The organism is Legionella sp., from assembly GCF_047605385.1.
Lineage (GTDB): Bacteria > Pseudomonadota > Gammaproteobacteria > Legionellales > Legionellaceae > Legionella.
Genome location: NZ_JASGFU010000041.1, coordinates 1 through 25,129, shown reverse-complemented (window position 1 = coordinate 25,129; position 25,129 = coordinate 1). Strand labels below are relative to the sequence as shown.

The following is a 25,129-nucleotide window of genomic DNA, read 5'->3' as shown; positions in this document are numbered from 1 at the left end:
TTTTTCCTATTTTAAGCATCCGTTGCCAGAATGGGCTGGATATGCGGAAAAACCCGATAAAGCGCGGTGCAGGCTCGATTCATGCGCGCATTAAATTTTAGAATCATGTATAGTTTCGCGTAGACTTATTTTAATTTTTTATCATGTAATATAAATTATCTATTATTGAAAGGTTTTGTCGTGAGCGAGGAGTGTTTATGACTTTCCACTTCTTCATCTCCTCCAATAGTCGCAGTAGACCCTGATTCACTGCGCCTCGCTTTTACCATAACACTTCTATATTGTTGCATTGTTTCTCGAGCAGCTTCTAACGCAGCGAGTGCCCTTGTTTCCTTCAATGGCCTCGGTGGCGAGGCGAGACAACACTTTAACATTAATATGTTTTAAAGTCTTATTTAGGCACGCATCCTAATTTATTCTTTGTGCTTTGTGAGGGAACGTGAATGGCATCTTTCAGATTGAGATCTGGTGGAAAATCAAAACTTGATAACGCTAAATATGATCCTGAATAAAGATGATATTTGTCAGTTATTCCATTCTTTTTTGTTTCATCCATGTCGATGATTTCAATTTCTTTCGTTTTTTTAGCTAACGTTCGAATAGCCGTTTGTCCATATTCATAATGAAGACCGGTAGGACTATCAGCATAAAATTTATTAACATACGCTTGCCTGGCATTTTTTACACTGGGGCAATAACCATGGTAGTTACAAAGCTGGCTCCATTGTAAAAGCCATTTATTTTTGTTAATAGATGCTAGCTTTGGTGCTTGCTTCCAAAATTTTGCATTGCTATTACTGGCGGTTTCAGATTTCGGTTTAGATGAAGGCTGTTTATCCATTGAGGACTTTGCTTTTGAAAGGTTTCTTCATCTGGTTGCTCTTTTTTTCTTTTTTGTCCTAAGCCAAGTGATATGGTGGCATCATAATTTTTGCGACTATTTGAGTTTGATAAAATTTCATGTGCTGTATTAATCAGTTTGAAAACCATCTCAGCAACTGACTTCATTACCTTATTGGAATGTTTATCAGGGTGCCATAAAAGTGCTAATTTTCTAAATTGTTTTTTTATCACGTCTTCTGTAGAGGATGGGCCTGTTTGCAATAAATATCATTGGGCGTCGCGTTCGTTGGTACACCCAAAATTTCATAATAAGTCATTTAAGTTCCTGTATCGATGGTCATTCGACAGCGAAAGAATATATTTTAATCAAAGTGTTGTTTAATATTATCAATTCGTGCAATGATATTTTTGTTATTTTATTGGGTTTAACTTAATAAATAGCGCTCTTTAACGTGAGTAAGATAATAATGGGGGTTCAATTTTTCACCAGTTGCTTGGTGTATGAGTTCTTGATAATGCAACAACCGGGCTTTTTGATGAATGTGTTTACGTAACCACTGCACCAAAGCGTTAAACTCTCCCTGTTTAATCTGCTTTTTTATGTCTGGAATCTCTTTTTTCATTGCAGCAAATAACTGTGCAGCAATTAATGCACCAAAAGTATAAGCTGGGAAATAACCAAAACTTCCAGAAGGCCAGTGTACATCTTGCATCACACCATTTTGATCGTTATCTTTAGTTGATAAGCCCAAATATTTTTGCATGTAGATGTTCCACACTTCTGGTAAATCATCGATGGAAATATCATCAGCAAATAATTGTTGTTCAATTTCATAACGAAGGATGATATGCAAAGGATAAGTCACCTCATCAGCGTCTACACGGATAAAATCGGGTTTGACCTTTGTGTAGTGATAATAAAGATTTTCTGCATTGATATGTTCTGCGTCATTAAAATATTTTTTCACTAATGGAACTAAATAATGCATAAATTCAAAACTGCGACACACTTGCATTTCCATGAATAAGGATTGGCTTTCGTGCACAGCCATACCTAATGCATGGCCTACGGGTTGAGCGAGCCATTCCGGCAATAGACCCTGTTTATAAAGACCATGGCCCGTTTCATGATTAATAGCCATTAAAGAAGAGAGAAACTCGTGGTTACGATAGCGAGTTGTAATTCGCACATCAGTTGGCATACCACCACAAAATGGATGGTGGCTTACATCCAGACGGCCATGACCAAAATCAAAGCCCAGGCGACTCATAATTTCCATACCTAATTGCTTTTGTTTCTCCGCAGCAAACACGCCTGTGATTGGTTTTATAGATCTGCTTTGTTGTTTTTCTATAATTTGCGGAATTAGTGTTGGTAATTCTTGTTTAAGAACGTTAAAAATAGGAGTGATGGTTTTGCTGTCTAAATCAGGAGAATATTCATCAATAACTATATCAAAAGGGGATTTTGCAAATAGTTGTGATTTAATTTCGGCAATGGTTTTTACCTGCGCAAATAATTTTTTTAAATAAGGTTTAAACGACTGCCAATCATTTTGTGCACGTAGATTGCGCCATGCTTGCACGCAAATGAGCGATTGATTGGTAAACTCTTCTACCAAGTGTACAGGGATACAGGTTGCTTGTTGATATTGCTTTTCAATCCAATATACATTTCTTTGCTGCCATTCAGATAACTGTAGATCTTTGGCCTGCTTGATTAACTCACCTACTTTTTTATCGGTTAACCACTCATGTTGTACTGCACTTAAGGTAGCTAATGCTTCAGCACGGGCTTGGCCACCACCTGCGGGCATCATCGTGGCCTCATCCCAGGAAACAATAGAAGCCAGGTGTTCAAAGTCATAATATTTTTTAAAATGCTGTTCTAATTGTTGGTAGGCATTCATAAGCGATTCTCTAATAATCTGAATTTTGAGTTGATATTGGCATCGAAAATTGATGATACTGCTATTATAGTAATAAGTTAAGTGCCTAATTATTAACATAAGGGTTTCCTTTTAGTTTTGTCTAAGGAGGAGCATGAGTAAGAAAAGTATTGTTATTGGTGATGAGAAAATCAAACCTGGTCAGCGTAAAATGGTTTTTTTACCAATGCCTAAATTATATGATTGGACACCGATGAATTTGCCTATTCATGTGATTAATGGGGTGGAGGAGGGGCCTGCTTTATGTATTACTGCAGCTATCCATGGTGATGAAATTAATGGTGTGGAAATCATTCGTCGGTTTTTGTTAAAAAAAGGGTTAAAGCACATCAGAGGCAGTATTATTGCCATTCCTATTGTTAATGTGTATGGTTTTTTATACCAAGAGCGTTATTTAATGGATAGGCGTGATCTAAACCGTTCATTTCCTGGTGGCCCCAAAGGTTCTCTGGCTTCAATTCTTGCAGGATTAATTAGTACTCAAATTTTATCCCAATCAACACATGTAATTGATTTGCATACTGGCTCTAATCATCGCTTTAATTTACCACAAATCCGTGCCAACCTTGATATGCCAGGTCTTGAGGAATTAGCACATGCTTTTAATGTACCTGTGATTTTGCATTCGACTTTTCGCGATGGTTCGATGCGAGAATATGCTAATGAGCAAGGAATTCCTATTCTGGTTTATGAAGCAGGAGAAGCTTTGCGATTCGATGAGTTAGCTATTAGGACAGGAATTAATGGAATATTAAGTGTCATGGTAGCTTTAGGGATGATTGCACCGAGCAAGTTCAGGTTAAAAAAATGCGTACCTACTATTTCACGAAACAGTTATTGGTTAAGAGCGCCGATCAGCGGTATTTTGCGGCATATTAAAAAAGCAGGTACTCGTGTGAGTAAAGGACAAGTAATAGCGATCATTGCTAATCCTACCAGTAGTGAAGAATACAAATTAAAATCTCCATTATCTGGAATTATTATTGGTGAAAATATGCTGCCCTTGGTTCATGTAGGGCAGGCTTTATATCATATTGCAAGTTTTGAAAAATTAAATGTTGTTGAGGAACAATTGGAAAATATCCAAGAAGCCTTTAATTTAAATGACGATGATGTACGGTAAAAATATTGTCTATGATCTGTTGACATCATCATAAAAAATGAAAGGTTATGGTTGCGAAGTGTTATTCTCCGAAGTATTTGTATCTTTTACTTTTTGTTCATGACTCTTGAGCATCTCTTTAGTAAAGAAGTGAGAATTAGGGTAATTGAGGTATGATGCGATTTTATTAGTGATGCCTAGAGGAATGTCTCGTTGTTGCGTTAAGTTAATAAGCGCAAAAAAAGTTCTAGCCAGAGTTAAGCCATTTTCTTCTAGATTTAGGCGCCCATGCGTATTGTAAGGAGCTAAAGCTTTAATAAGCGCGTCACGTTCTTGCCGAGTTTTATCTGTAAATAAATTATTTCTAGCCAAGTTAATGGAAACGACAGTTTCAGGAAAAGCAGAAATAATGGTTATCAGTTCTTGAGTGCTTTTGCGGCCCAATTCATTATTACTTAAGTTCACCACAGTAATGTTAGGAGGTAAGTTAGAAAATACTTGTTTCAGTTCTGTATCCTGAAGGATAAAAAGTTTATTCTTGCTTAAGTCTATGGAAGAAACTTTCGTTTCATTGAATCCAGAAAAAGCAAGTTGTAGATCTTTTCCACTGGAAGGAACTCTCGAGTCTGAAAAAACAAGTTTTTTATTTTCTCCACTTATTGACCAAAGGTCATTATTGCTTAAGTTCACAAAAGTAATATTTGTTTCTTTGAAGCTGGAAAAAATCAGTCCTAATTCTGTACCATTTCTTGAATCCAGGCAATTTTTGCTTAAATTCAGAGAAGTGACATTTGTTTCTTTGAAGCCGGAAAAAGCGAGTGGTAATCGCGTAGTATCTAGTCATCCAAGAGCATTATCGCTTAAGTCTACGAAAGTGACATTTGTTTCTTTGAAACTGGAAAAATCTGATTGTAGTTGGTTACCACTTTTGCTATGGAGTTCATTTTTGCTTAAATCTACAAAAGAAACCTTTGTTCCTTTGAAATAGGAAAAATCTAGTTTCCTTCTTTCAATACCCTTATCATTGTTTAAATATACAGAAGTGATTTTAGTTTCTTTGAGTCCAGAAAATATTAGATGCGGGTTTTTGAGATTAAGGTTATTCATACCTAAATTCAGAGAGGTGATATTAGTTTCTTTGAATTCAGAAAATGCTAGTTGTAGTTTCGCATCATCTATGTTACATAAATGATTAGCTCTTAAATCTAGAGAAGTAATCTTTGTTCCGTTGAAACCGGAAAAAGCTAGTTGCAGATTCATATCATTTTCTTTCTCGCCCTTTGTATAATATCGGCGTAAGGTGTCTTTGTTACCAAGCGAGTTCGCTGATAAATCTAGGGAGGTGACATTAGTTTTTGCGAAACCGGAAAACGCTTTTTGTAGTTGTGTACCATTTTTGCTACCAAGGTCATTCGCGACTAATATTACTTTTGTTATTTTAGTTTTAGCAAAAGCAGAAAATATTTGTTGAAGTTCCTAGGCACTATATTTTCCTATATATTCAATGTTTAAGCTCACTGTATTGATATGAGAAGGTAACATAGAAAAAATCGTTTCCAATATGGGGTCTTTATTCTTCTTTTCTACGTTAAATGTAATGCATTATTCATCAGGTTTTACCTTTGAAAGTGTCAATTTAATATTCTCAAGATCTTGATCACTACAAGAAGAGTATAACTTGATGGTTGTCATTTGTGGCTTAATGTGGATTAAAATGAAAGAAATTTTATCAAGTGTTATTTATTTTGTCAATTGAGGACATATAACAAGCATATTTGTTTTGCGCTAATAGGTACACCATTTTTGTTTATTTTTCTGACATTATGTTCTTAATAATTCCTTAAGGTTTATTTTATATAATCTTCTATTATTTCTTGATTTATTTTTTCATGTTTAAAAAGAAAAAAATAGCGATTAAACAAATGAGTCTAGAGGACTCTTTTATAAAAAAATCGGACAGTATTTATCGTAATAAACACAATGGAACAGATTATTTTCTACATTCCCCCCCAAATCCTATCAGTAAAAATGAAGCTCAAATTTATTCCTGGGATGAGATTTTAGCCGCACATTTCTTAAAACATGCCGGAGTTTTAGTTCCTGAGATGTTGGCTGTACATGCTCGGAACGGTTGGATTTACGTTGCTGCATCGATGATCTCTAACGTCAAAAATTGCACTGTAGAGACTTTTAATACACTTCCTGAATTCACGAAGCAGCAAGTTTATGCCAGCATCATGATACATTACTGGTTAGGTAATTCGAATATCATGAATTCCGTTGCAAACCATCTTATTATTGATAGTAATAATCGTGTATTTCATATGAATTTAGGTGCTGCGCTAGCTACTAATGCGGTTGAATACTTGGATAGTGTAAAACATGGGCAAAGCAAAAACACAGATACAGGAAGCATTATTTTTGCTGATCCTTATGTTCAGCGAGAATATCATCTACAGGGCGCTTTGATGATAGCACGTTTTAGTGATGAAGACATTAAAAACTTGGTGGAAGCGACGGGGCATAGTGCCCAGGATAAAGAATTACGTATTAATACCTTAAGTGCGCGAAGAATAGCACTTTTGCAACACATACAGCAAATTTATGGTGTATATGCTCTCCAGGAAGAACAACTGGCCTTAGAATTACAACGAATTTTTCATAAACAAGGTATTTTCAAACAATTTGAATATGCATCAGGAACTGATGCAGTTGTTGGTTTTCGAAGTCAATTTAGTAATGCCATAAAGCCTGGAGTAACCCTTCATAAAGACAATACGCTTACTATCCATATTGCCCCGACAAAAGATGTAGAGTTGACTTTAGGGCGTCTTAGTCAATCTAAATTCAGAAAAATAGAGGATGGTTTTGTCATTACTCTACCATTTGTTGAGTTTAAAAAAGCCGTTCATGCAGAATTAATTGCTAATATTTTACAAGTATTTTTTGCCTCCTTTGGTTATAAATCCCCTGAAACGGGGATTTTTTACCAGCCTATGTATAAAGGAGATGGTCATGATGGTTTTCGTCCACAACTTCACTTTGAAGCGAATACACTCCTTATTAATTTGCCAATCAATGAAGATGAGGAAAAAATCAGACAGTTAATGATCCATACTTTTAATTTGGAGCCAGAATGCATTAAAGTAAAACATGGTGTTTTACAGTTGGATATTATCTCTATCGATGTGTTTGTTAACGCCATAATGGAACAAGCTGGGGTAAGTAAAACTGCAGTGGTTTCTGAAAATAGTGCAGGTCAGATCCTGGCTGGCAAACTGAATAAACAAAAAAAAGGGGTTACTGGATTTGCAACCGCTGGGGGAAATTCAGCTTATCCATATAATCCTGTGCGTGCTGCACGTGCAGAGGGGGTTCATGAATTTGGTTATTCTATTGATGAGGAGGTTGATTTAATTCCCATTGGTTCAACTCTTGCAAGTAAACAAGAGAATATCTTTTTAATTGCCTCAGGAGGCACAAGCGAAGCTCCTGATCACCCTATTTTTTATCCTGAATTTGAAGAAAATACCATTCAATACTACAACTTCACTGATTTTCGTGAGTATTATAAAAAATACCAGATTCAATTTGAGCGTTGCAGTGTAGCGGTTTATTTGCGCCATTATGAATGTGAAATTCAGAAGCTTTTGCACATGTTAGGTATTGAAAACCTGCTCATTCACATTTCCCAAAAACCTGCAACTTTAGGGAAAATGAAGCTTAAACCTTCTATTAATTGTGATGATTTTTCGTCTGAAAATACAAAATACCTACGTTATATCTGCGAGTTGCTTGGAGAGCATAATTGCTTTCTTAACGCGAATTATATTGAGATTAATGAGCAGCTTAATCCAGCGCAGTTTTATAATGGTTTATTACAAACTCACCTTAGGCAGCGGTCTTCAATAACTGCAATTCATGGAGCATAATTTTGCTCTCATCATTGTCTGTAGCAATTGAGAATTATTCGAAATTAGTTTATAGGGCTGAAATCAGCGATTAATTCAACTATAATGATTATATCGAACGAAATGATTGAGGTTATTATGGAAGCATTATCGGCGAATGATAATAATAAAGAATTAGAGATTGCACGCGATGACTATAATCAAACAACAATCTAGAAAACCCCTGCATCAGGGGTATTTAAATGTTTATAAATATACTCTGGAAGTGCCAAGCCAAGCAGATTCTGAAATCTCTGTTGTTCTTGAGAATAGGGAATTAGTTCATAGTAAAGATTCGGTTTTAGTGTTAATTTATGTGCCCAAGCTCGACAGTTTTGTATTATGCAAAGAGTTTCGTATGGGCGTATTTTTTAATAAAAACCAAGATGACCCATTCATTTTAGAATGTGTGTCAGGAGCTATTGAAGCTCATGATACTCCTGAAGAAACTGCAATTAAAGAAAGCTATGAGGAAACTGGTCTTCAACTAGATAACGTCATGTTAATTGCCCAAGCCTACAAAACTCCGGGGCTGATGACTGAAAAGGTCTATATTTACTATGCAGAATATGCAGGCCAACCCACAGAAGGTTCTTATGGATTAAAAGCAGAAGGAGAGGATATCCTGACACAAGTTTTGCCACGGGAACAAATCTATGCGTTGATGGATGCTATGGTCATTCAAGATGCGGCAACTTTAGTTGCTTTAAATTGGTTTCGGGCTACCAACAAAACCATTCCTAATTAATGAGTATTTAATTTAGTGTTTCCTTATCTTACAACAAAAAAGAATCCTTGGAATAAGAGTGGAAAAATTTTTGTTTAACCAGCATAATGCCTGGCAGTTAATTACGTAGGGTTACTAATTGCGAGTTAAAGTCACATTATGATTTCCAGCATACTACTTTGTTCAAGAAACTGGCGTCTTGTCCATCTTCTTGGCTTATCCAGCCTGAGGATGAGGTATGGCCGTTCCAAATTGGGGCAGGGGTGGTTAACTGTCTCTTTATTCATCCAGATCATGTCTACAGGCATAGTCTGGTCACTGCTTTGGCAAGCGCCTCTTGCAGAATTTTTGCCATATTTAGCCATTGGACAAACAATATACCAATTTTTTTCAACTGTGATCCTGGATTCAACGGGTATTTTTGTCAATGATTCGCGTTTATACATTAATCAATATTTGCCTTTTTTAACTTCGACCATGTCAAGTATCTATCGCAATATTGTAATATTTCTCCATAATATTCCTATTATTTTTATTGTGTTGCTGTGGTTTCATATGCCAATTCATTTTTCTCTTAATGCACTACTTTGCTTACCCTTAGTGTTTTTATTTCTGATTTCTTCATCCTATGTGATCGCATGTGTTTGCACTCGCTACAGGGATTTAGTCCAAATTGTTCAGTCTTTAATGAGTATTACTTTTTTGATTACTCCTATTGTGTGGCAAATGAGTAGTATTCCTGAAGTATTTCGGCCTTATTTCTTTATTAATCCATTTACCGCCTTTTTAGAAATCTATCGTAACTCTTTATTAGGCGTCCCCATTAATTCTTTAGCCTATTTATCTATAGAATTGTGGACTCTACTACTAATTTGTTTAATGATATACACTCATCAGAAGTATGAGAAAAAAATTGTTTTTTGGATTTAGTAAATGATAAAACTCGAAGATGTCCATTTGAGCTATTTTGTGACGGGTGTAAAGACTCATTCATTACAAGCCCAGGTATATCAACAGCTTAAAAAATTTGTCGGTGGTTCTATCGACAGAGGGGGCGCTACAGCACAAGTACAAGCTTTAAGAAATATTAATCTTGAAGTAAAAGACGGATGCCGGCTAGGCATCGTTGGCCATAATGGTGCAGGAAAAACTACCTTATTGCGCGTTTTATCAGGTGCCTATAAGCCTACCTCTGGTTCTATCACTATTAAAGGACGTATCCATGCACTGACTGATTTTTCCTTAGGCATGGAACTTAATTCTTCAGGAATAAAGAATATTATTTTTCGCTTGGTATTTATGGGGTACACATTCAAACAAGCGCGCGAAGCTATTGATGAAATCGTTGAGTTTTCTGAGCTGGGTGATTTTATTCATTTACCCGTGAGTACTTATTCAACTGGAATGTTTATGCGTTTGGCATTTGCAATTTCAACACATTTTATGCCTGATATTTTAATTCTGGATGAGATTATCGGTGCTGGTGATGAAGATTTTAAAAAGAAATGTCGAGAGCGTCTAAATACCTTATTCCAACAATCACGGATTGTTATCTTATCAACTCATGATATGGCCGCTTTAAAAGAATATTGTGATACGGCGATTTTGATGAAACGTGGAGAAATTGTTGGTAAAGGTGAGCCCCAAGAAATCATTAAAATGCATCAGCAACCTGAATTGGCATAGCACAGTTTTTTAGTGCCTTAGTGATTAAAATTTTAAGGTAACTCCCCAGGTACGTCATCCTTCGCGCAAAAAAACGCGCTCAGGATGACGTACCTGGGGTAAGTTACATTTTAAGTGAAAAGTATGTTATTTTGCTTTTTTGAGGAAAAATAGATCACTTTTTCTTGTGAGTATGTTATTATCACACGGGTTAAATAATGTCCCGGAAGTAAAAATGGCATACACTCTTACCTTACTTGGTACCGATACTAAATTTTCTCCTACTCATGTTCCTAATGCATATGATAAAGCAGAAACATTAAGTTATGTTTCAAGCTTGATTACAGGCAGCTCAGTTCCTGATTTGAGTACTGATGATGTAGTTGAATACAGAAACAGTAATATAACCGTTGTCAACGGTCCAACTACTTTAGGTTCAGAAATAGGTGATCGTATTGCCTACGGTGTTTTATCTGTATTAGATGCAATCAGTCGTGGTGAAACACATATTAATATAATTGCCCATAGTCGTGGTGCAGTGGAAGCATTATTAGTGGCCCATGAAATCGAAAGGATTCAAACACTTTTAAGCAATCCCGGATATAGTTTTGAGGAATTGTTAAACAGTGTATGTGGATATACAAAATCAGCAATGAATGGGCTTCATAAAGATGCTTTTGCTAAATTAAATCTTCAAGCTATTGCAAATAATATTAACGATGTACGCATATCCATACTGAATATAGATCCTGTTCCTGGTGGGAACTATCTGGGCATTACTCATGCTTCTAACCTAGCCTGGAAAGATCCGCGCTTTTTTAAAGTGCCAGAAATTGTTATAGAATATAAACAATACACTTATGAAAACGAAAGAACACGTTGTTTTAAGTCTATTGTACCTGATTCCCTTGATGGAACTGAATTCAAATTTCTTCCCTTGCCAGGACATCATGGAACTGGATCAGGAAATCTTCTTGATCAACAACGTAAAGCTGCTCTCCCGCAGGGGAAAACTACAGAGCATGTGCAAGAATTATTGATAATAAAAATTATAGATTTTTTAACACAAAATGGTGTTCGCATTACTCCTAGAGCTGAAGGGCAAGAGGATCCTTTTGCGCATTTAATCCAGAAATTATTTACGAAAGTAAACGGTAATATACAGTTCAAAAAAGAAAAATTGCCCTCTCTTTACTTGGCTGTTTATAACGCGATTATTGAAAATATAGAAGCTTATCGTTTTTTCAATAAAACATCTTATGCCGTACTTGGTCAAGAAAATGGCATTCTTAAGTGGCTTATACCAAATATTACTGATGACCGTATTATCCATTTTCAAGCACATAATAATACCTATTTAAGGACAATCATTCCTCCGATTCCAGGAGGACATTTTGTAAACTATGAACATGCACGCCTTAACTTAAATAATGAATTACACTTGCAAGATGATATGCCATTAAGTTCTACTATAGAAAGAGCAATAGAGCGATTAATTGAGTTATGTGATAATGATATACAGTTAAAAGAAGCACAATCAAGTCCAAAACAGCAAGTTAAAATGTCACAAAAGTGTCAGCAAGATAAATTAGCGCCTGCTTTGGATACTAAAGAAGGCTTTACCATTTTCATGGAAGGTTTGGGTTTATTAGTCGAGAAAGTAAAAGAATCTTATTTGCACGGTAAGTTATTAACTGATTCTGAAGAACGTAGTAAGGTTTATGATGCAGTAAAGAAATGTTTTGTTCATTTTAATAACTATATATTCCAATGTCCCGATAATAAATTAGCAAAGACTATTTTAGAGACATTAAACGTGAACATAGAAAAAACAATACAACTTAAATATGAAGCCTTGACAAATCATTATAAAATGCTTTCACAAAAACTTACCCATAACGCGTATCTTATTGAATTACAAGAAAATATTGATAAGCTCCTAAGCAGTTTAGGCGCTATGAACGAAGATAACATCAGGAATTCACTAATCAATGAATTAAATAATTTTATGAGAGCTATTGCAAATCTTGCTCAAAATAATTCTTCATCTGGAAATGCCAGGGAACTTCTGAATGCAACATTAGCTCAATTACAAGCAGCATTTCCTAAAGAAGTCCTAGAACAAGAAGACGCTAAGAAATATCAACGTATTGTTGAAGATGCTCGTGTGTCAATGAGGCATGCTTTAGAGAATAGTCAGGAATATGATCTGGAAAACCTGATGCAGGAAGTGCTTATTTCTTATAATGATTTGGAGGAATTTAGTACGGCTCTTCCTGATTTTAAAGTGCTTTATAGTAAACCGGATTATGATAAATTATCGCAGGAATTAAAGTCAAAATGCTTGCATATAGTCCTTTTAGCAGCTAAATACATTACTGAGAATCAAATAAGTCTTGATAAAGTAATTCAGCCTTTTTTCCGTGGACATCAAGCATTGTATGAGCAAATTGCAGGTTTTGCGATTAGTTTTGGCGCAGAAAATCCATTGAAAGTTGAATTGGAAGTTGTAAATAAACAAATAATAGAGCTTAAAACTGAAGTTAGCCATTTAAATAAAAAAGGTAATGATCTCAAAGAATTATTAAAAGTACAGGAACAAGCAGTTACTCAATTCAGAGAGCAAAATGAGGGTTTAAATCAGCAAAATGCAAATTTAAAGCAGAACAAGGAAAAATTAGCCGCTGCTTTTTATGATGAGACTGAATATCATTGCCTACAAGCTCTTAATGAGACGTTGATTCCAAAAACTAAAGAATATTTAGAGCATCTGATAAGTGAAGTGATTAAATCGGTGATTCCAGATTATAAAGTAACGGGGATGGAATTGGCACTTCGTCACCTTGAAAGTATTACCTGGCCTCAAGATAAGACAATAGAAACTTTGCAACAAAAATTTATCCTGGTCAAGGATATGTATATCCACTTGATTAATAAAGAAGATCAGTTATTACCCAGCGAAAAAGTAGTTCATTTTTATAATCGCTTGGATACTTCTCAAGACTTATTGGAGCGCCATCGTGATTCAAAGACTCAACGTTATTTAATAAATGCGTTGTCAGTTTTTGTCATCCTGGCAACAGGGATATTACCTGGCTTATTTGTTCTGGCGATAGCCTCTAAAGTACGTGGCGAATCGATGAATATTGATTTTTGGTCTACATCAGGGCATAGATTTTTCCAAGCCTCTAAAGATGTTGGAATTGAAGTCAAGAATTTTGCGCCAAAAGCAGGTATTCCAGCGGCCTAAAATGCATTGTTTCATTTAAATTGTCGGTCGAAGGTTATAATAAAGCGGCCGGCATTATTATCAAAAAAATCTATTAAGCCTCGCAATAACATCACCTTGCAAACTTTAAAATTACTTCCTACAATGCAATGGTCAAATGAACATTTGGCATACAATTTTGTTATTAACCTATTTAAAAGGAATTAAGTAATGAACAAAATCAAATTGACTGGTGTTGCTTTAGCAGTTGGTGCTGCTTCTATGTTTACTTTAGCTCCTGCGTTTGCTGCAGATGCAGCTTCTTCTGCAATGGTTAAATGCAAAGGCGGTAACTCATGTAAAGGACAAAGCGCTTGCAAAGGTGCTGAAAATTCATGCAAAGGTAAAAACTCTTGCAAAGGAAAAGGCGTTGTTAAAATGTCTAAAGACGATTGCCAAAAGGCTGGTGGTACAATCGAAGAATAATGTTTCCAGCGCAGATTGGTATTCATCTGCGCTCATTTCGTTTAATTTTACTGGTTATTTTTAAACTTTTGGATGTTTTATGAATAGTTCCAGATATAAACCAGCAGGTATTCCTTTTCTTGGTTTTGGGCTTGGGCTGCGTCCTGAGCATTATACAGAGGTTTTAACGCAAAAACCTCAGTTAGATTGGTTTGAAATTCTTAGCGAGAACTATCTTATTCCTGGAGGTAAGCCTTTGTATTATCTGGATAAAATACGCGAGTTTTATCCTATAGTCATGCATGGGGTTTCTCTTTCTTTAGGTAGTTCTGATCCTTTAGATAAAGAATATTTACAGCAATTAAACGCTTTAGTCATGCGTGTAGAACCCAAATGGGTTTCTGATCATTTGTGTTGGACTGGAGTCCAGGGCATTAATACTCATGATTTACTACCCATACCTTATACTCATGAGGCAATACAGCATGTGGTTTCACGTATTCAGCAAATCCAGGATTTTTTGGGGCGTTCTATTTTAATCGAAAATGTATCCAGCTACCTAAGCTATAAACAATCAGAAATGAGTGAATGGGAATTTCTTATAGAAATTGTAAAACAATCAGGATGTTATATTTTATTGGATGTAAATAACATATACGTGAGTGCCATTAATCATCAATTTAACCCTCTGGATTATATTCATGCCATGCCTGCAGAGCGAGTAGCTCAAATTCATTTGGCAGGGCATAGCAATCATGGTGATTATATTATTGATACTCATGATGCACCGGTAATTCAACCGGTATGGGATTTATATGAAACCACTATTCGTCACTTGGGTAGAATCTCTACGATGATAGAACGCGATGACAATATACCTCCTTTAGCAGAGCTTTTAGCTGAAGTTGATAAGGCAAGGCAGATTACTGCTTTGGTGCTGTCAGAACAGGAGTGTGTATCATGACGCTGTTGCAGCTACAAAAACAGTTTCAAGCATTTCTATTATCAGAACAGACTGAAATCCATGAGGCAATTGTGCAAACAAATGCAGTATGCGTTGAAACTCGATTAGGGATTTATCGTGATGCTTATATTTTAAGACTAATAGACAGTCTTAAGGCAAATTTTCCTTCTTTATACCTCTATTTGGGAACAGAAGAATTTAATTGCCTGTCACGGGCTTATATTAACGCTCATCCTTCATCCTATCGTTCTATTCGCTGGTTTGGGGATGTACTTGCTGAATTTATTAAAAATTACTATCCACAAGATCTCCATTTGGCCGAATTAGCCGATTTTGAATGGAAAATGACGTTGGCATTCGACGCTGCAGATTCTTCAGTAATTCAAGTGGACGAAATGGCTGCTGTTGCCGCGGAGGCTTGGTCTGACTTACAATTCGTTATGCATCCTTCGGTACAGCGCTGCAATTATTTTTATAAAACAGTATCATTATGGCAAGCTTTAATGCATGACCATGACTTGCCTGAGAAAGAGCTTGCTACGGAAGCAAACGCTTGGGTTATGTGGAGAACACCAGAATATACAATTCAATTTTATAGTTTTTCTCCGGAAGAGGCATGGGCTTTTGATACGTTAATGCAAGGTACTTCATTTGCTGTTTTATGTGAAGGCTTATGTGAATGGATTAGTTCAGAAGAAGTAGGGCTACGAGCGGCTTCCTATTTAAAAAAATGGATTCAGTGGGGTTTGATTGCACAATTAGTTGTAAAAAGCGAGGTTGACTAGTTCTGGTAAAAGTATTAGGATAAGTTTTGGAATAGATAAGATAAAATCGAAAGCTTTACATTTGCTTTCAATCTTTCAGGACTATGCTCTTAGGGAGAGGGAGTGAAAACTTGTAGTGTTAGAAAGTGAGTCCGCAAAAATTATTTCTTCAATATATTGAGTTCTTCGGGCAATTGAACCTGTTTTATTTTGAGGATTAATAGCTTTTAATCGCTCCAAGAGTTCTTGAGGTGTATTGATTATATGGTTAGTTATGTCATTGACAATCATGGAAACCTTATGAACATGATGCCTATTCCAGTGACCATGAAAAAAGCGGTTTAGAGCAGAATTATTTTTAGTATAATCATTTAATAAAGCACGTGCTTTTTCCATAGGGAAAGAAAATTGATTGCAAAGATTATCATAGCTCACAGGCGTATGGACATTTTTTAATTCATTGCTAAATTCCTTTTTAATATAAGAAACATAAGGAGAATTGGGTGGGGATTCTTCTAAAAGTTTATTAAGAACTTTAAAACTTATCTTAGGGTTATTAGCAGGTGCATGGAGATATTTAACTACATTTAAGCGTTTATTTTTACAAGCAATCGTATATGATTTTTTAATTGTTTCTTGGCTAAATTTATGATTGTCGCACAAGTACTCAATAATATTTAAATGCCCATCGCGAGCAGCATAATACAATGCGGAATTATATTCAGTTGTTAGCGGGAATAAATATTGAACAAAGCTTAGATGCCCATAACAAGTTGCAGATATCAATATTAATCCCAGGCTCGCTTGATCAAATTTATAATGTTGGTATAAAAATTTAATAATAGTGAGGTTACCATATCGAGTAGCCTCCTGTAATACCTTTTTCATGATTTCAACTTCAGGTTTATAGTCTTTTTTTTCACATAGAAGACGAATAACTTCTAGATTTCCACTTTGAGCAGCATAAATTAATACCGTATCTATTATTTTTTGTGGCTTACCAAAAAAGTCATAATACGGAACATTAGGATCGACAAAATCATATAAATATTCAGCTATGTCTAATTGGCTTGATGCAGCGGCATGCTTAAAAGCATTGGCTATTTGATCTTCGCTGAAGTTTTGTTCCTCCCTTAAAGTTGTAATTATTTCCAAAGGTTGAAAACAATAAATAGCCCAATCTAATTCTGATAAAAGTAAAGTTTTAAAAGATGGCGGTTTTTTAAGAAAAGACTCAATTTTATCAATAGATATTGTTTCGGGTTGATATAAAGGTAAAGTGTTTCCTAAATTTGTTAAAACTGAATTTTTAAGTGAAGCGTTTTCATAAATTTTCTGAAGTAACTGTTTATTTTTTTTAATGCTTAACCACTGAAGAAAAGTAAAGCCCCGATTATCTTTTACTTGCAAATCTTTCGCAGTAATAGTTTCAAGTAAGATGGAGTCGTTTTCCTTCGCTTGAGAAAATAAATCACGCTGAGGCTTGGAGAGGGTAACATATTCTTCATTATAAATTTGAACAAAAATCTTATAATTGAGAAGTTGAGCCTTTATTAAGGGAAAATGTTGCTGGAGTATACTACTCCATAGTTGAGCGTTATCAGTAAATGAATGTAATTTTTTGTTGGCAGAAATAAACTTCAAGAGATGTTTAAGATTTAAATAATAAAAGAGCCTAAATAAAATGGGTCCGCTTGAAATCACAAGATTAAAAGTGTTTGGTACTGTATCAGAGTTTTTAGGCATAATATTTAATTTGAAACAGTTAACAAAAATCCGATTATAAACTATAAAAGACATACTTGCTATATTATTAAACGCTAGCAACTATAGATATAGGCTTTTATAAATTAAGAATTGCGATAAAGAAGAGGTAAAAATAGAAGTTATAGCTATTTTCCTGCGTTTAAAAATGATAAGGGCGCTTTTTGGCTACATTTGTATTAGTGTCTGATTATGCGCCAGATATTGATCTTTATCAACACTTATAGGATAATATATAGACAGATATTATGTGTGTTGCTGAGTGAATATTTTGGAGGCTTAATGCCTGATAGACTATGTGAAGTAAAGGCAGAAAAGAGCACCTCAAAAGACGCTCCTAAAAGCGCGAATGATAAACCTAAAATAGTAGATTTGGGAAGAGACATTGACAATCCTGGCGGCGGGAATTGTGCGTTTTATGCATTCGTTATTGGTTTAATTTATATCATTCAGCAAAAAGAAGCGGCCTTAACTAAGAATGTCTTTGCGCGATGGGTTGCAAGAGATTCTAAAATTGCTTCTGAGTATGAGAATATTCTTAATTATAATTTTAATAAACCAAATGATGCATTATTAAATGTATTACAAAAATCCTTAAGAGAAATTATCTACCAGGAAAAATTAGATGAATTGAAACATGTCTGCTCTATTTCCAGAGTGATTAACAATTATAAACATTTATCTAATTCTAATAGTTATACTCATTTTTCGTGTATTTATTTCGGTGATCGTGCAGACGTTGATCCCAAATATAATGAATTTGCTGCTTCTTATAAAATTCAACAAGAAATAAAAAAACTAAAAACCCCCATTTCTTATAAAACAGCATTGGCAAGATTAAATTTGGATTCAACGGAGTTTGTCATTGATAAGAAAGCAATTAAAGAAAAATTTAAAGCTGATTTTCCAAAAGATAAATTAAGTGTTGAAGGCGAAACTGATGAATCTTTTGCCCAAAGATTGTTAGAAAGAAAGAAGAAGCGCAAAGCGATTATTGAAGAAATTGAAGAACAAAAAATAAATAATAGCTCAATAGCCTTATCTTTGTTGATCCAAGAAGATCCGAAGCTCGTGATAAAAGGTCATGAAACTCTGACTCTTGCCCCATTATTTATGTCACTTTTTTATGGGAATGTAGCTATTGAATCAATTACCAAGGAAACTAAACCGCAAGAAAGCTCTTTAATTGTCGATGCGATGCAATTAATGAGACAGGAACGATTCTGGGGAACACACATCGAGTTAAATTATTTAGCAGATGTATTTCATGTGAATTTTCATCCTTTGAGAAATGGCCAGGCACTGTGGGAGTATAAGGATGATCCTGAGCGTTCTAATGTCACAGTGAATAATAAAGGGAACTGTCATTGGACTACGATGATTCCAATGCCTGTGGGAAGCAGGTTGATTGATGAGGCAAAAAATGCCGAGAAGCCTCAAGAAGAGAAAAGGACAGCTGCTGTACTTCCAGCTCCAAGAACTAAAGTGAATAGGTTAGAAACTGTGACTCCTTCTGGAAAGTGGCGCTCATTTTTTTCTTTTTTTTCTTTAGGAATTCCAGCAACAAAGCAAGCACCAACGGTGAATGCATGTACTGCTGTAAAGCCTGAGATTTTATATACTCATCGTGTTGCAAAGGTTGTAAACCAACAAAATATGGATTCACAAAAGCGATTGGAGCGCTTGCAGTTGTCAGTTAATACTGCTGTAACAGCTTACTGTAGTTATAGTGAAAGTATTTGGATTTCAATTTGGCATCGTCATTGGCGTTCCGGTCGCGAGCGCGCTAAAGCATTTGGTAAATCGATTTCTGAGCATGATGATTACTTTCATACATTAACTAGTATTATTGAATTCCTTGAAGATAAAACCAAAGGTAATACACATCCACATTCATTTAGAACGATGCTTTTGCAAGAGTTATTAAATACTAATAATCATAAATTCACTTTACAAGAAATCTCACACGATTATAAAAATTGTTTGAATCTGTTAAAAGAGCAATTAAATTACAGCAGTATAAAATTTTACTGCCCTCTTTAATTTATACTTTTTTTCTGAATAAGGTAATTACTGGAGGTAGTAATGAGATAAATATAATTCCATAGATTACCAACACAAAATTTTCTTTAACTACAGGTATTGATCCCAGGAAATAACCAAATCCCAATAAACTCCCAATCCATAAAAATGCACTGATAACGTTATACAGAGAAAACTGTAGAGCATGCATGGTGCCAATTCCCGCGACAAAAGGAGCAAAGGTACGGATAATTGGTAAAAAGCGAGCAAAAATAATTGTTTTCCCTCCATGTTTTTCATAGAAGGTGTGTGTCTCTTGTAAATGTTTTTTATTCAGTAGCCAAGAATCATTGGCAGAAAAAATACGCAAACCAACAGCGCGGCCGATTAAAAAGTTAAGCTGATTCCCCAAGATCGATGCAGCAAACAACAGTAAAAATAAAATAAAAATATTAAAGGAAGGATTAGATTGAGCCGCAATACTTCCTGCAGTAAAAAGCAATGAATCACCAGGTAAAAATGGCATGACAATTAGCCCTGTTTCACAAAAAATCACTGCAAATAAAGCAAAATAAGTCCAAAAGCCATATATAGATACAAAAGTATTTAGGTATAGATCAATATGAATAATATAATCAATAAGTTGATGTAAATAATGCATTTTTTGAGGTGCCTTTCCAATTTAAATCCCGTGCCTAGGCATTGTTACATATTTTCCAGCATGGGTATAGTGTTTGGTGTTTAATCAACGAATATCGCTTATAATAAGGCATTGATAATAATATGCGCATAGGAGGCGCCTCGTTATGAATACATTATTTCACCTCGCATTTCCCGTTCATGATTTGGTTTTGGCTAAAGAATTTTATCATAAGAAGTTAGGATTTTCGTTGGGTAGGGAATCGGAGCATGCTCTAATTTTAAATTTTGATAATCATCAAATCGTTGCTCACAAAGTTGATGTTAAACCCTGCGAACAAAAGAGCATTTATCCACGCCATTTTGGTTTGATTTTTATGGAAGAAAACGAGTTTAATGAATTTATAGAACGACTCAAACAACATCAGGTTCCCTTTGAAATTCCTGTTAAAACACGATTTAAAGGTAGTAAAATAGAGCATCGTTCGTTTTTCCTGAAAGACCCTGGTAATAACCTGCTTGAGTTTAAATATTACAGTTTCGCCTCGGCAATTTTTGGTGAGCGTGAATTTGAGAAAATAGGTGATGCACCCTAAGATTAAATTTGGACTAAAATAAATAAAAATTGCATCATTTCTTTAGTAAAATTACAATACTTCCTAGTGGAGCTAACTAATAATCAAGGATGTATTGTGTTGCGGTTTTTGTTCCCCCTCAGTTTGTTTTTAAGTGCCACGCTGTTATTTAGTCTTCAACCTATGGCGGCTAAGGCTTTATTGCCAGTTTATGGTGGTACACCAGCCGTTTGGCTTGTCTGTATGCTGTTTTTTCAGATAGTTTTGTTGGTATCTTATGGCTATGCGGCGGTACTGAGTTTATGTAGAAACACCTTGGTATGGCGTTTGGTTCATAGCTTAATCTTAATATTAAGTTTTATTTTTATCCCCTTGATAGTTCATGCGCTAACTAGTGCCGGGACTCCAGAATGGAATATTTTATATAATTTGTTGAAGCAATTAGGTTTACCCGTCCTTGTTATTGGCGCTTCTGCTCCTTTATTGCAATTTGCCTATAGCCAGACTCAAGCTAAAAGAGCAGCTGATCCTTATTTTCTCTATATTGCTTCTAATCTTGGGAGTCTTGCTGCCTTATTGTTATATCCCTTTTTGATTGAGCGTTTCATTGGTTTGCAGCAGCAATTTCATTGGTGGAGTATTCTTTATTGTCTTTATGTAATGCTCTTATTGTTGGTGTTTTATACTAATCATTATCAGGCTTTACCTTCAGAAAATACATCAAATATAATTTGGCCTTGGAAAGGCATCTTCTTATGGATATTTTTAAGTTTTATCCCTTGTAGCCTGATGATGGGGGTTACTTTATATATTACTACTGATGTGGCGGCTACCCCTTTATTCTGGGTGTTGCCATTAGCACTTTATTTGATGACGTTTATCATCGCTTTTGCGAGGCAGCCAATAATTTCATTCACTTGGCTTGAGCGAAACTGTATTTTCTTTCTAGTATTTACTATTTTGGGGTTTATTTTAAATGTCAGTCAAATACACGCCTGGCAAAGCACTTTATTTAATTTAGCAAGCTTTTTTATCTTAGCTTTGCTTTGTCACCGACGTTTGTTTCTAAGCCGACCAAAACCACAATTACTGACTTTATTTTATTTTTGTTTAGCTCTTGGGGGCGTATTCGCTGGTATCTTTAATGGAATCATTGCGCCACATTTATTTAATCAAGTCTATGAATATCCTTTGGCAATTTTTCTAAGTCTTATAGTTTTGCCTGTACCGTTGATATGGGGCAAGAGTCTGGTGCGTGATTCAGTAAAGATTCCTTTAATTGTATTGAGCTTATTACTTACACGCTATGTAGTTCCTGATATTCATTGGCCTTTCGGCTTTTCAACTGTTGAAATTGGCGCTGTTTTGGCTTTAATGGTGTCGGCTGTTGGACGGCATAACAAGTTTAGCTTGTTATTCTCTTTTTTGATCTTATTTGGATTTATTTTTGCACCTTCGCTACAAGAGAAAGATATATTGGTGCAAGAGCGTAATTTTTATGGCGTGAAAAAAGTAGTTCAGAAGGGGATAGCACATGCTTTAATCAGTGAATCGACGGTTCATGGGTTAGAGTTTATGGATGGGACAAAACCTGGTGGCAATACTTCCTATTATGGTGCGGTACAACCTGTAGTTACAAGAATGCAAAAAGAGTGGCCTATCATGTCGGTAACACTCATTGGCTTAGGCATTGGTACTATGACTTGTCAATTTCGCCCAGATGATCGTGTAACCATTATTGAAGTGGATGAACAAGTGGTCCAGTTGGCAAAGAACAGCAAATTATTTACCTATCTACGTGATTGTCCACCTAAGATTAATCTTGTAGAAAACGATGGACGTCTGGCAGTAGAGCGATTAGCTAACCATTCACAAAACTTATTGATTGTAGATGCATTTAGTTCAGATGCGATCCCCGTACATTTGATTACCTTAGAAGCATTTTCTTTATATCAGCGTAAACTCAGTAAGGACGGGGTGATTTTAGTTAATTTAAGTAATAGACATTTGCAATTATTACCGGTACTCACTGCTGCAGGTAGAGCATTGGATATGCTAGTGTTTTCTATGACTTATCCAGGCAATCCTGCAAAAGGGGAGTTTGCTTCGGAATGGGCTTTGTTGACTGAAAATAAAGAGCTGGCTTTCAGACTAACACAAGATAGTCATTGGCATTTTGTGGCAAGCGAGAAGCAGTTTTTATGGACTGACGATTATTCCAATCTTATTCCTTTGCTTAAGTGGTGAATAAATTGTTGTGGAATAGGGAGCATGGAGCCCCTATTTACTGTACTTCGGCCAAGTTTCCTTTGCTTTCTAACCAAATTTTGCGATCCGCAGCTCGCTTTTTATTTAGCATCATGTCCATAATCGCTTCGGCACTTTGTTCGTCATCCAATGTTAACTGCACTAAGCGGCGGGTATTCGGATCCATGGTAGTTTCTCGTAATTGGATAGGATTCATTTCCCCTAAACCTTTAAAGCGCTGTACATTGGCTTTAGCTTTGCTGGTTTGCTCCAAATGACTGAGGATACGATTTTTCTCGTCATCATCAAGAGCATAATGTATCACTTTGCCTGCATCAATACGATACAGTGGTGGCATGGCAACAAAAACGTTACCTGCTTGGACTAAGGGCTTGAAATGCCGTAGAAACAGAGCACAAATTAAGGTGGCAATATGTGCCCCATCTGAATCGGCATCAGCGAGAATGCAAATCTTGCCATAGCGTAAGCCACTGAGATCTGTAGAGCCCGGATCCACACCAATAGCCACAGAAATATCATGAATTTCTTGTGACGCTAGAACTTGTGAAGAATCAACTTCCCATGAGTTAAGAATCTTTCCACGTAAAGGTAAAATGGCTTGATAATCTTTATTGCGAGCCTGCTTGGCTGAACCACCAGCAGAATCACCTTCAACCAAGAATAATTCTGCTTGGCTTAGGTCTGTTTGCAAACAATCAGCCAATTTACCAGGAAGAGCAGGGCCTTGGCTAACACGTTTACGAGCCACTTGTTTGGCTTGTTTTGAACGTCTTTGCGCGCGATCAATTGCTAAAGCAGCAATGGCTTCACCTTGGTTACGATGCTGATTTAACCATAAGGCAAACGCATCTTTAACCACATTACTTACGATGGCAGAAATTTGTCTTGAACTTAAGCGTTCTTTAGTTTGACCTGCAAATTGTGGTTCTTTCATTTTGACTGATAAGACGTATTGGCAAGGTTCCCAAAGATCATCTGCCGTAAGTTTAATGCCACGGGGTAAAAGGTTTCTTAATTCACAAAACTCATTCATTGCGTCAAACAAGCCAGAGCGTAAGCCATTAACGTGAGTTCCGCCTTGAATCGTAGGAATTAAATTTACATAACTTTCATTAAAGCCTGTACTTGCGCCATCAGCCCATAGCAGAGCCCAATCAACAGTAGCTTCATTACTCTTGAATTCACCAGTAAAGGGTTCTTCTGGTAAGTAATTGCCATCATTTAATGACTGATTCAAATAATCAACCAAACCATGCTCATAACACCAATGTGATTCTTCATTATTGGCTTTATTAATAAACGTCATAGACAAACCAGTACAAAGCACTGCTTTGGCTCTTAAAATATGAGTTAAATGCTTGATGGAAATACGAGTAGTATCAAAATACTTGGCATTGGGCCAAAAGCGAACAATCGTACCAGTATCTCTTTTTTTCGTGATTCCTGCTTCATTAAGTTCGCAAATTTTATCACCGTTGGCAAAAGACATTTGATAAACAATGCCATTGCGTTTAATGGTGACATCAAGACGTTCGGATAGGGCATTCACTACAGAAACCCCCACGCCATGCAATCCACCAGAAAAACTGTAGTTTTTATCAGAAAATTTACCACCGGCATGCAGACGGGTCATGATGACTTCAACACCACTTAAACCTAATTGTGGGTGTAGATCAACCGGCATACCACGGCCATCGTCTTCTACTTCAATAGAGCCATCTTCATGAAGCGTCACTTTGATACAGTTGGCAAAGCCTGCTAATACTTCATCCACACTGTTGTCAATGACTTCCTGAGCCAAATGATTGGGACGTGTAGTATCCGTATACATGCCGGGACGACGTTGAACTGGTTCAAGTCCACTTAAGACCTCAATAGCCTGGGCGGTATAGTTTTCTGACATGATCATTCACTCAAATAAATGTACTAGGTTTATTTTATCATAGATATGATACAGTAGATGAATAGTCAATTGTAATAAAACTTATGGATCAGAATATCGATGTTCAGCAATTGTCAGTGGCGTTTAAAAATCACCATAGGGCTGTGTCAGCGTTAGACAAAGTGAGCTTTGTTTTGTATCCCGGTGAAACTGTGGTTTTGTTAGGGGAATCAGGCTGTGGCAAGTCACTGACTTCTTTGGCTTTGATGCGCTTATTGCCTAAATCAGGTGTTTATGGTGTGGACAGTCAGATTAATGTTGATGGCAAAGATATTTTAAATC

General features: G+C 36.0%; 21 protein-coding genes. 13 read left to right on the top strand and 8 right to left on the bottom strand.

Annotated elements, in window-relative coordinates:
- Nucleotides 1–391: 391 nt before the first annotated feature.
- The 3 genes from QM652_RS09965 to QM652_RS09955 all read right to left on the bottom strand — a co-directional run bounded on the left by QM652_RS09965 (nt 392) and on the right by QM652_RS09955 (nt 2,753).
- Nucleotides 392–841 carry a hypothetical protein gene (locus tag QM652_RS09965; RefSeq protein ID WP_415075344.1) on the bottom strand — a complete coding sequence of 150 codons (450 nt, stop codon included), beginning with the start codon at nt 839–841 and terminating at the stop codon, nt 392–394.
- Nucleotides 757–1,104, bottom strand: a complete 348-nt coding sequence (locus QM652_RS09960) for a J domain-containing protein (protein ID WP_415075342.1) — start codon at nt 1,102–1,104, stop codon at nt 757–759. The genes QM652_RS09965 and QM652_RS09960 overlap by 85 nt, the downstream gene beginning before the upstream one ends.
- Nucleotides 1,105–1,268: 164 nt before the next feature.
- On the bottom strand, nt 1,269–2,753 hold the full coding sequence (locus QM652_RS09955; protein WP_415075348.1) for a carboxypeptidase M32: 1,485 nt from the start codon (nt 2,751–2,753) through the stop codon (nt 1,269–1,271).
- 133 nt (nt 2,754–2,886) lie between these two features.
- On the opposite strand from QM652_RS09955, the gene QM652_RS09950 reads away from it, so the two are divergent.
- Nucleotides 2,887–3,915 carry a succinylglutamate desuccinylase/aspartoacylase family protein gene (locus QM652_RS09950; RefSeq protein WP_415075340.1) on the top strand — a complete coding sequence of 343 codons (1,029 nt, stop codon included), beginning with the start codon at nt 2,887–2,889 and terminating at the stop codon, nt 3,913–3,915.
- Nucleotides 3,916–3,960: 45 nt separating this feature from the next.
- Here the strand turns inward: QM652_RS09950 and QM652_RS09945 are convergent, their stop codons facing one another.
- Together QM652_RS09945 and QM652_RS09940 are read right to left on the bottom strand one after the other, a co-directional pair.
- Nucleotides 3,961–4,584 carry a hypothetical protein gene (locus tag QM652_RS09945; RefSeq protein ID WP_415075338.1) on the bottom strand — a complete coding sequence of 208 codons (624 nt, stop codon included), beginning with the start codon at nt 4,582–4,584 and terminating at the stop codon, nt 3,961–3,963.
- Nucleotides 4,585–4,734: 150 nt separating this feature from the next.
- The gene (locus tag QM652_RS09940) at nt 4,735–5,154 is read right to left on the bottom strand and encodes a hypothetical protein (protein ID WP_415075336.1); all 420 of its coding nucleotides are present in this window, start codon (nt 5,152–5,154) and stop codon (nt 4,735–4,737) included.
- Nucleotides 5,155–5,783: 629 nt separating this feature from the next.
- Between QM652_RS09940 and QM652_RS09935 the strand changes: the two genes are divergently transcribed.
- From QM652_RS09935 to QM652_RS09900, 8 genes are all read left to right on the top strand, one after another.
- Nucleotides 5,784–7,826, top strand: coding sequence for a hypothetical protein (locus tag QM652_RS09935; RefSeq protein ID WP_415075334.1), 2,043 nt, complete (start codon nt 5,784–5,786; stop codon nt 7,824–7,826).
- Nucleotides 7,827–7,995: 169 nt separating this feature from the next.
- The gene (locus tag QM652_RS09930; RefSeq protein WP_415075332.1) at nt 7,996–8,592 is read left to right on the top strand and encodes an NUDIX domain-containing protein; all 597 of its coding nucleotides are present in this window, start codon (nt 7,996–7,998) and stop codon (nt 8,590–8,592) included.
- A 138-nt stretch (nt 8,593–8,730) separates the two neighbouring features.
- Entirely contained in the window at nt 8,731–9,501 is a 771-nt protein-coding gene (locus tag QM652_RS09925; protein ID WP_415075330.1) for an ABC transporter permease, read from the top strand.
- Between the two features lie 3 nt (nt 9,502–9,504).
- Nucleotides 9,505–10,257: an ABC transporter ATP-binding protein gene (locus tag QM652_RS09920; RefSeq protein WP_415075328.1), complete on the top strand. Its 753-nt coding sequence runs from the start codon at nt 9,505–9,507 to the stop codon at nt 10,255–10,257.
- Between the two features lie 214 nt (nt 10,258–10,471).
- On the top strand, nt 10,472–13,486 hold the full coding sequence (locus QM652_RS09915; RefSeq protein WP_415075326.1) for a hypothetical protein: 3,015 nt from the start codon (nt 10,472–10,474) through the stop codon (nt 13,484–13,486).
- A gap of 189 nt (nt 13,487–13,675) precedes the next feature.
- On the top strand, nt 13,676–13,930 hold the full coding sequence (locus QM652_RS09910; protein WP_415075324.1) for a hypothetical protein: 255 nt from the start codon (nt 13,676–13,678) through the stop codon (nt 13,928–13,930).
- Nucleotides 13,931–14,009: 79 nt separating this feature from the next.
- The gene (locus QM652_RS09905) at nt 14,010–14,873 is read left to right on the top strand and encodes a DUF692 domain-containing protein (RefSeq protein ID WP_415075322.1); all 864 of its coding nucleotides are present in this window, start codon (nt 14,010–14,012) and stop codon (nt 14,871–14,873) included.
- Nucleotides 14,867–15,658, top strand: coding sequence for a DUF2063 domain-containing protein (locus QM652_RS09900; RefSeq protein WP_415075346.1), 792 nt, complete (start codon nt 14,867–14,869; stop codon nt 15,656–15,658). The genes QM652_RS09905 and QM652_RS09900 overlap by 7 nt, the downstream gene beginning before the upstream one ends.
- An 81-nt stretch (nt 15,659–15,739) precedes the next feature.
- Here the strand turns inward: QM652_RS09900 and QM652_RS09895 are convergent, their stop codons facing one another.
- The gene (locus QM652_RS09895) at nt 15,740–17,383 is read right to left on the bottom strand and encodes a DUF5617 domain-containing protein (protein ID WP_415075320.1); all 1,644 of its coding nucleotides are present in this window, start codon (nt 17,381–17,383) and stop codon (nt 15,740–15,742) included.
- A 300-nt stretch (nt 17,384–17,683) separates the two neighbouring features.
- Between QM652_RS09895 and QM652_RS09890 the strand changes: the two genes are divergently transcribed.
- Entirely contained in the window at nt 17,684–19,444 is a 1,761-nt protein-coding gene (locus tag QM652_RS09890; RefSeq protein ID WP_415075318.1) for a hypothetical protein, read from the top strand.
- A gap of 1 nt (nt 19,445) precedes the next feature.
- Here QM652_RS09890 and QM652_RS09885 read toward each other — a convergent pair whose 3' ends face one another.
- Nucleotides 19,446–20,084, bottom strand: coding sequence for a DedA family protein (locus QM652_RS09885; RefSeq protein ID WP_415075316.1), 639 nt, complete (start codon nt 20,082–20,084; stop codon nt 19,446–19,448).
- A gap of 145 nt (nt 20,085–20,229) precedes the next feature.
- Here QM652_RS09885 and QM652_RS09880 point away from each other — a divergent pair, with 145 nt between their 5' ends.
- Together QM652_RS09880 and QM652_RS09875 are read left to right on the top strand one after the other, a co-directional pair.
- The gene (locus QM652_RS09880) at nt 20,230–20,658 is read left to right on the top strand and encodes a VOC family protein (RefSeq protein ID WP_415075314.1); all 429 of its coding nucleotides are present in this window, start codon (nt 20,230–20,232) and stop codon (nt 20,656–20,658) included.
- A gap of 96 nt (nt 20,659–20,754) precedes the next feature.
- Nucleotides 20,755–22,884 (top strand): fused MFS/spermidine synthase, encoded by a 2,130-nt coding sequence (locus QM652_RS09875; protein WP_415075312.1) that lies wholly within the window; start codon nt 20,755–20,757, stop codon nt 22,882–22,884.
- A gap of 37 nt (nt 22,885–22,921) precedes the next feature.
- Here the strand turns inward: QM652_RS09875 and parE are convergent, their stop codons facing one another.
- The gene (gene parE, locus QM652_RS09870; RefSeq protein ID WP_415075310.1) at nt 22,922–24,808 is read right to left on the bottom strand and encodes a DNA topoisomerase IV subunit B; all 1,887 of its coding nucleotides are present in this window, start codon (nt 24,806–24,808) and stop codon (nt 22,922–22,924) included.
- 83 nt (nt 24,809–24,891) lie between these two features.
- Here parE and QM652_RS09865 point away from each other — a divergent pair.
- Nucleotides 24,892–25,129: ATP-binding cassette domain-containing protein (locus QM652_RS09865; protein ID WP_415075308.1), on the top strand; the 238-nt coding region annotated here is incomplete at its 3' end.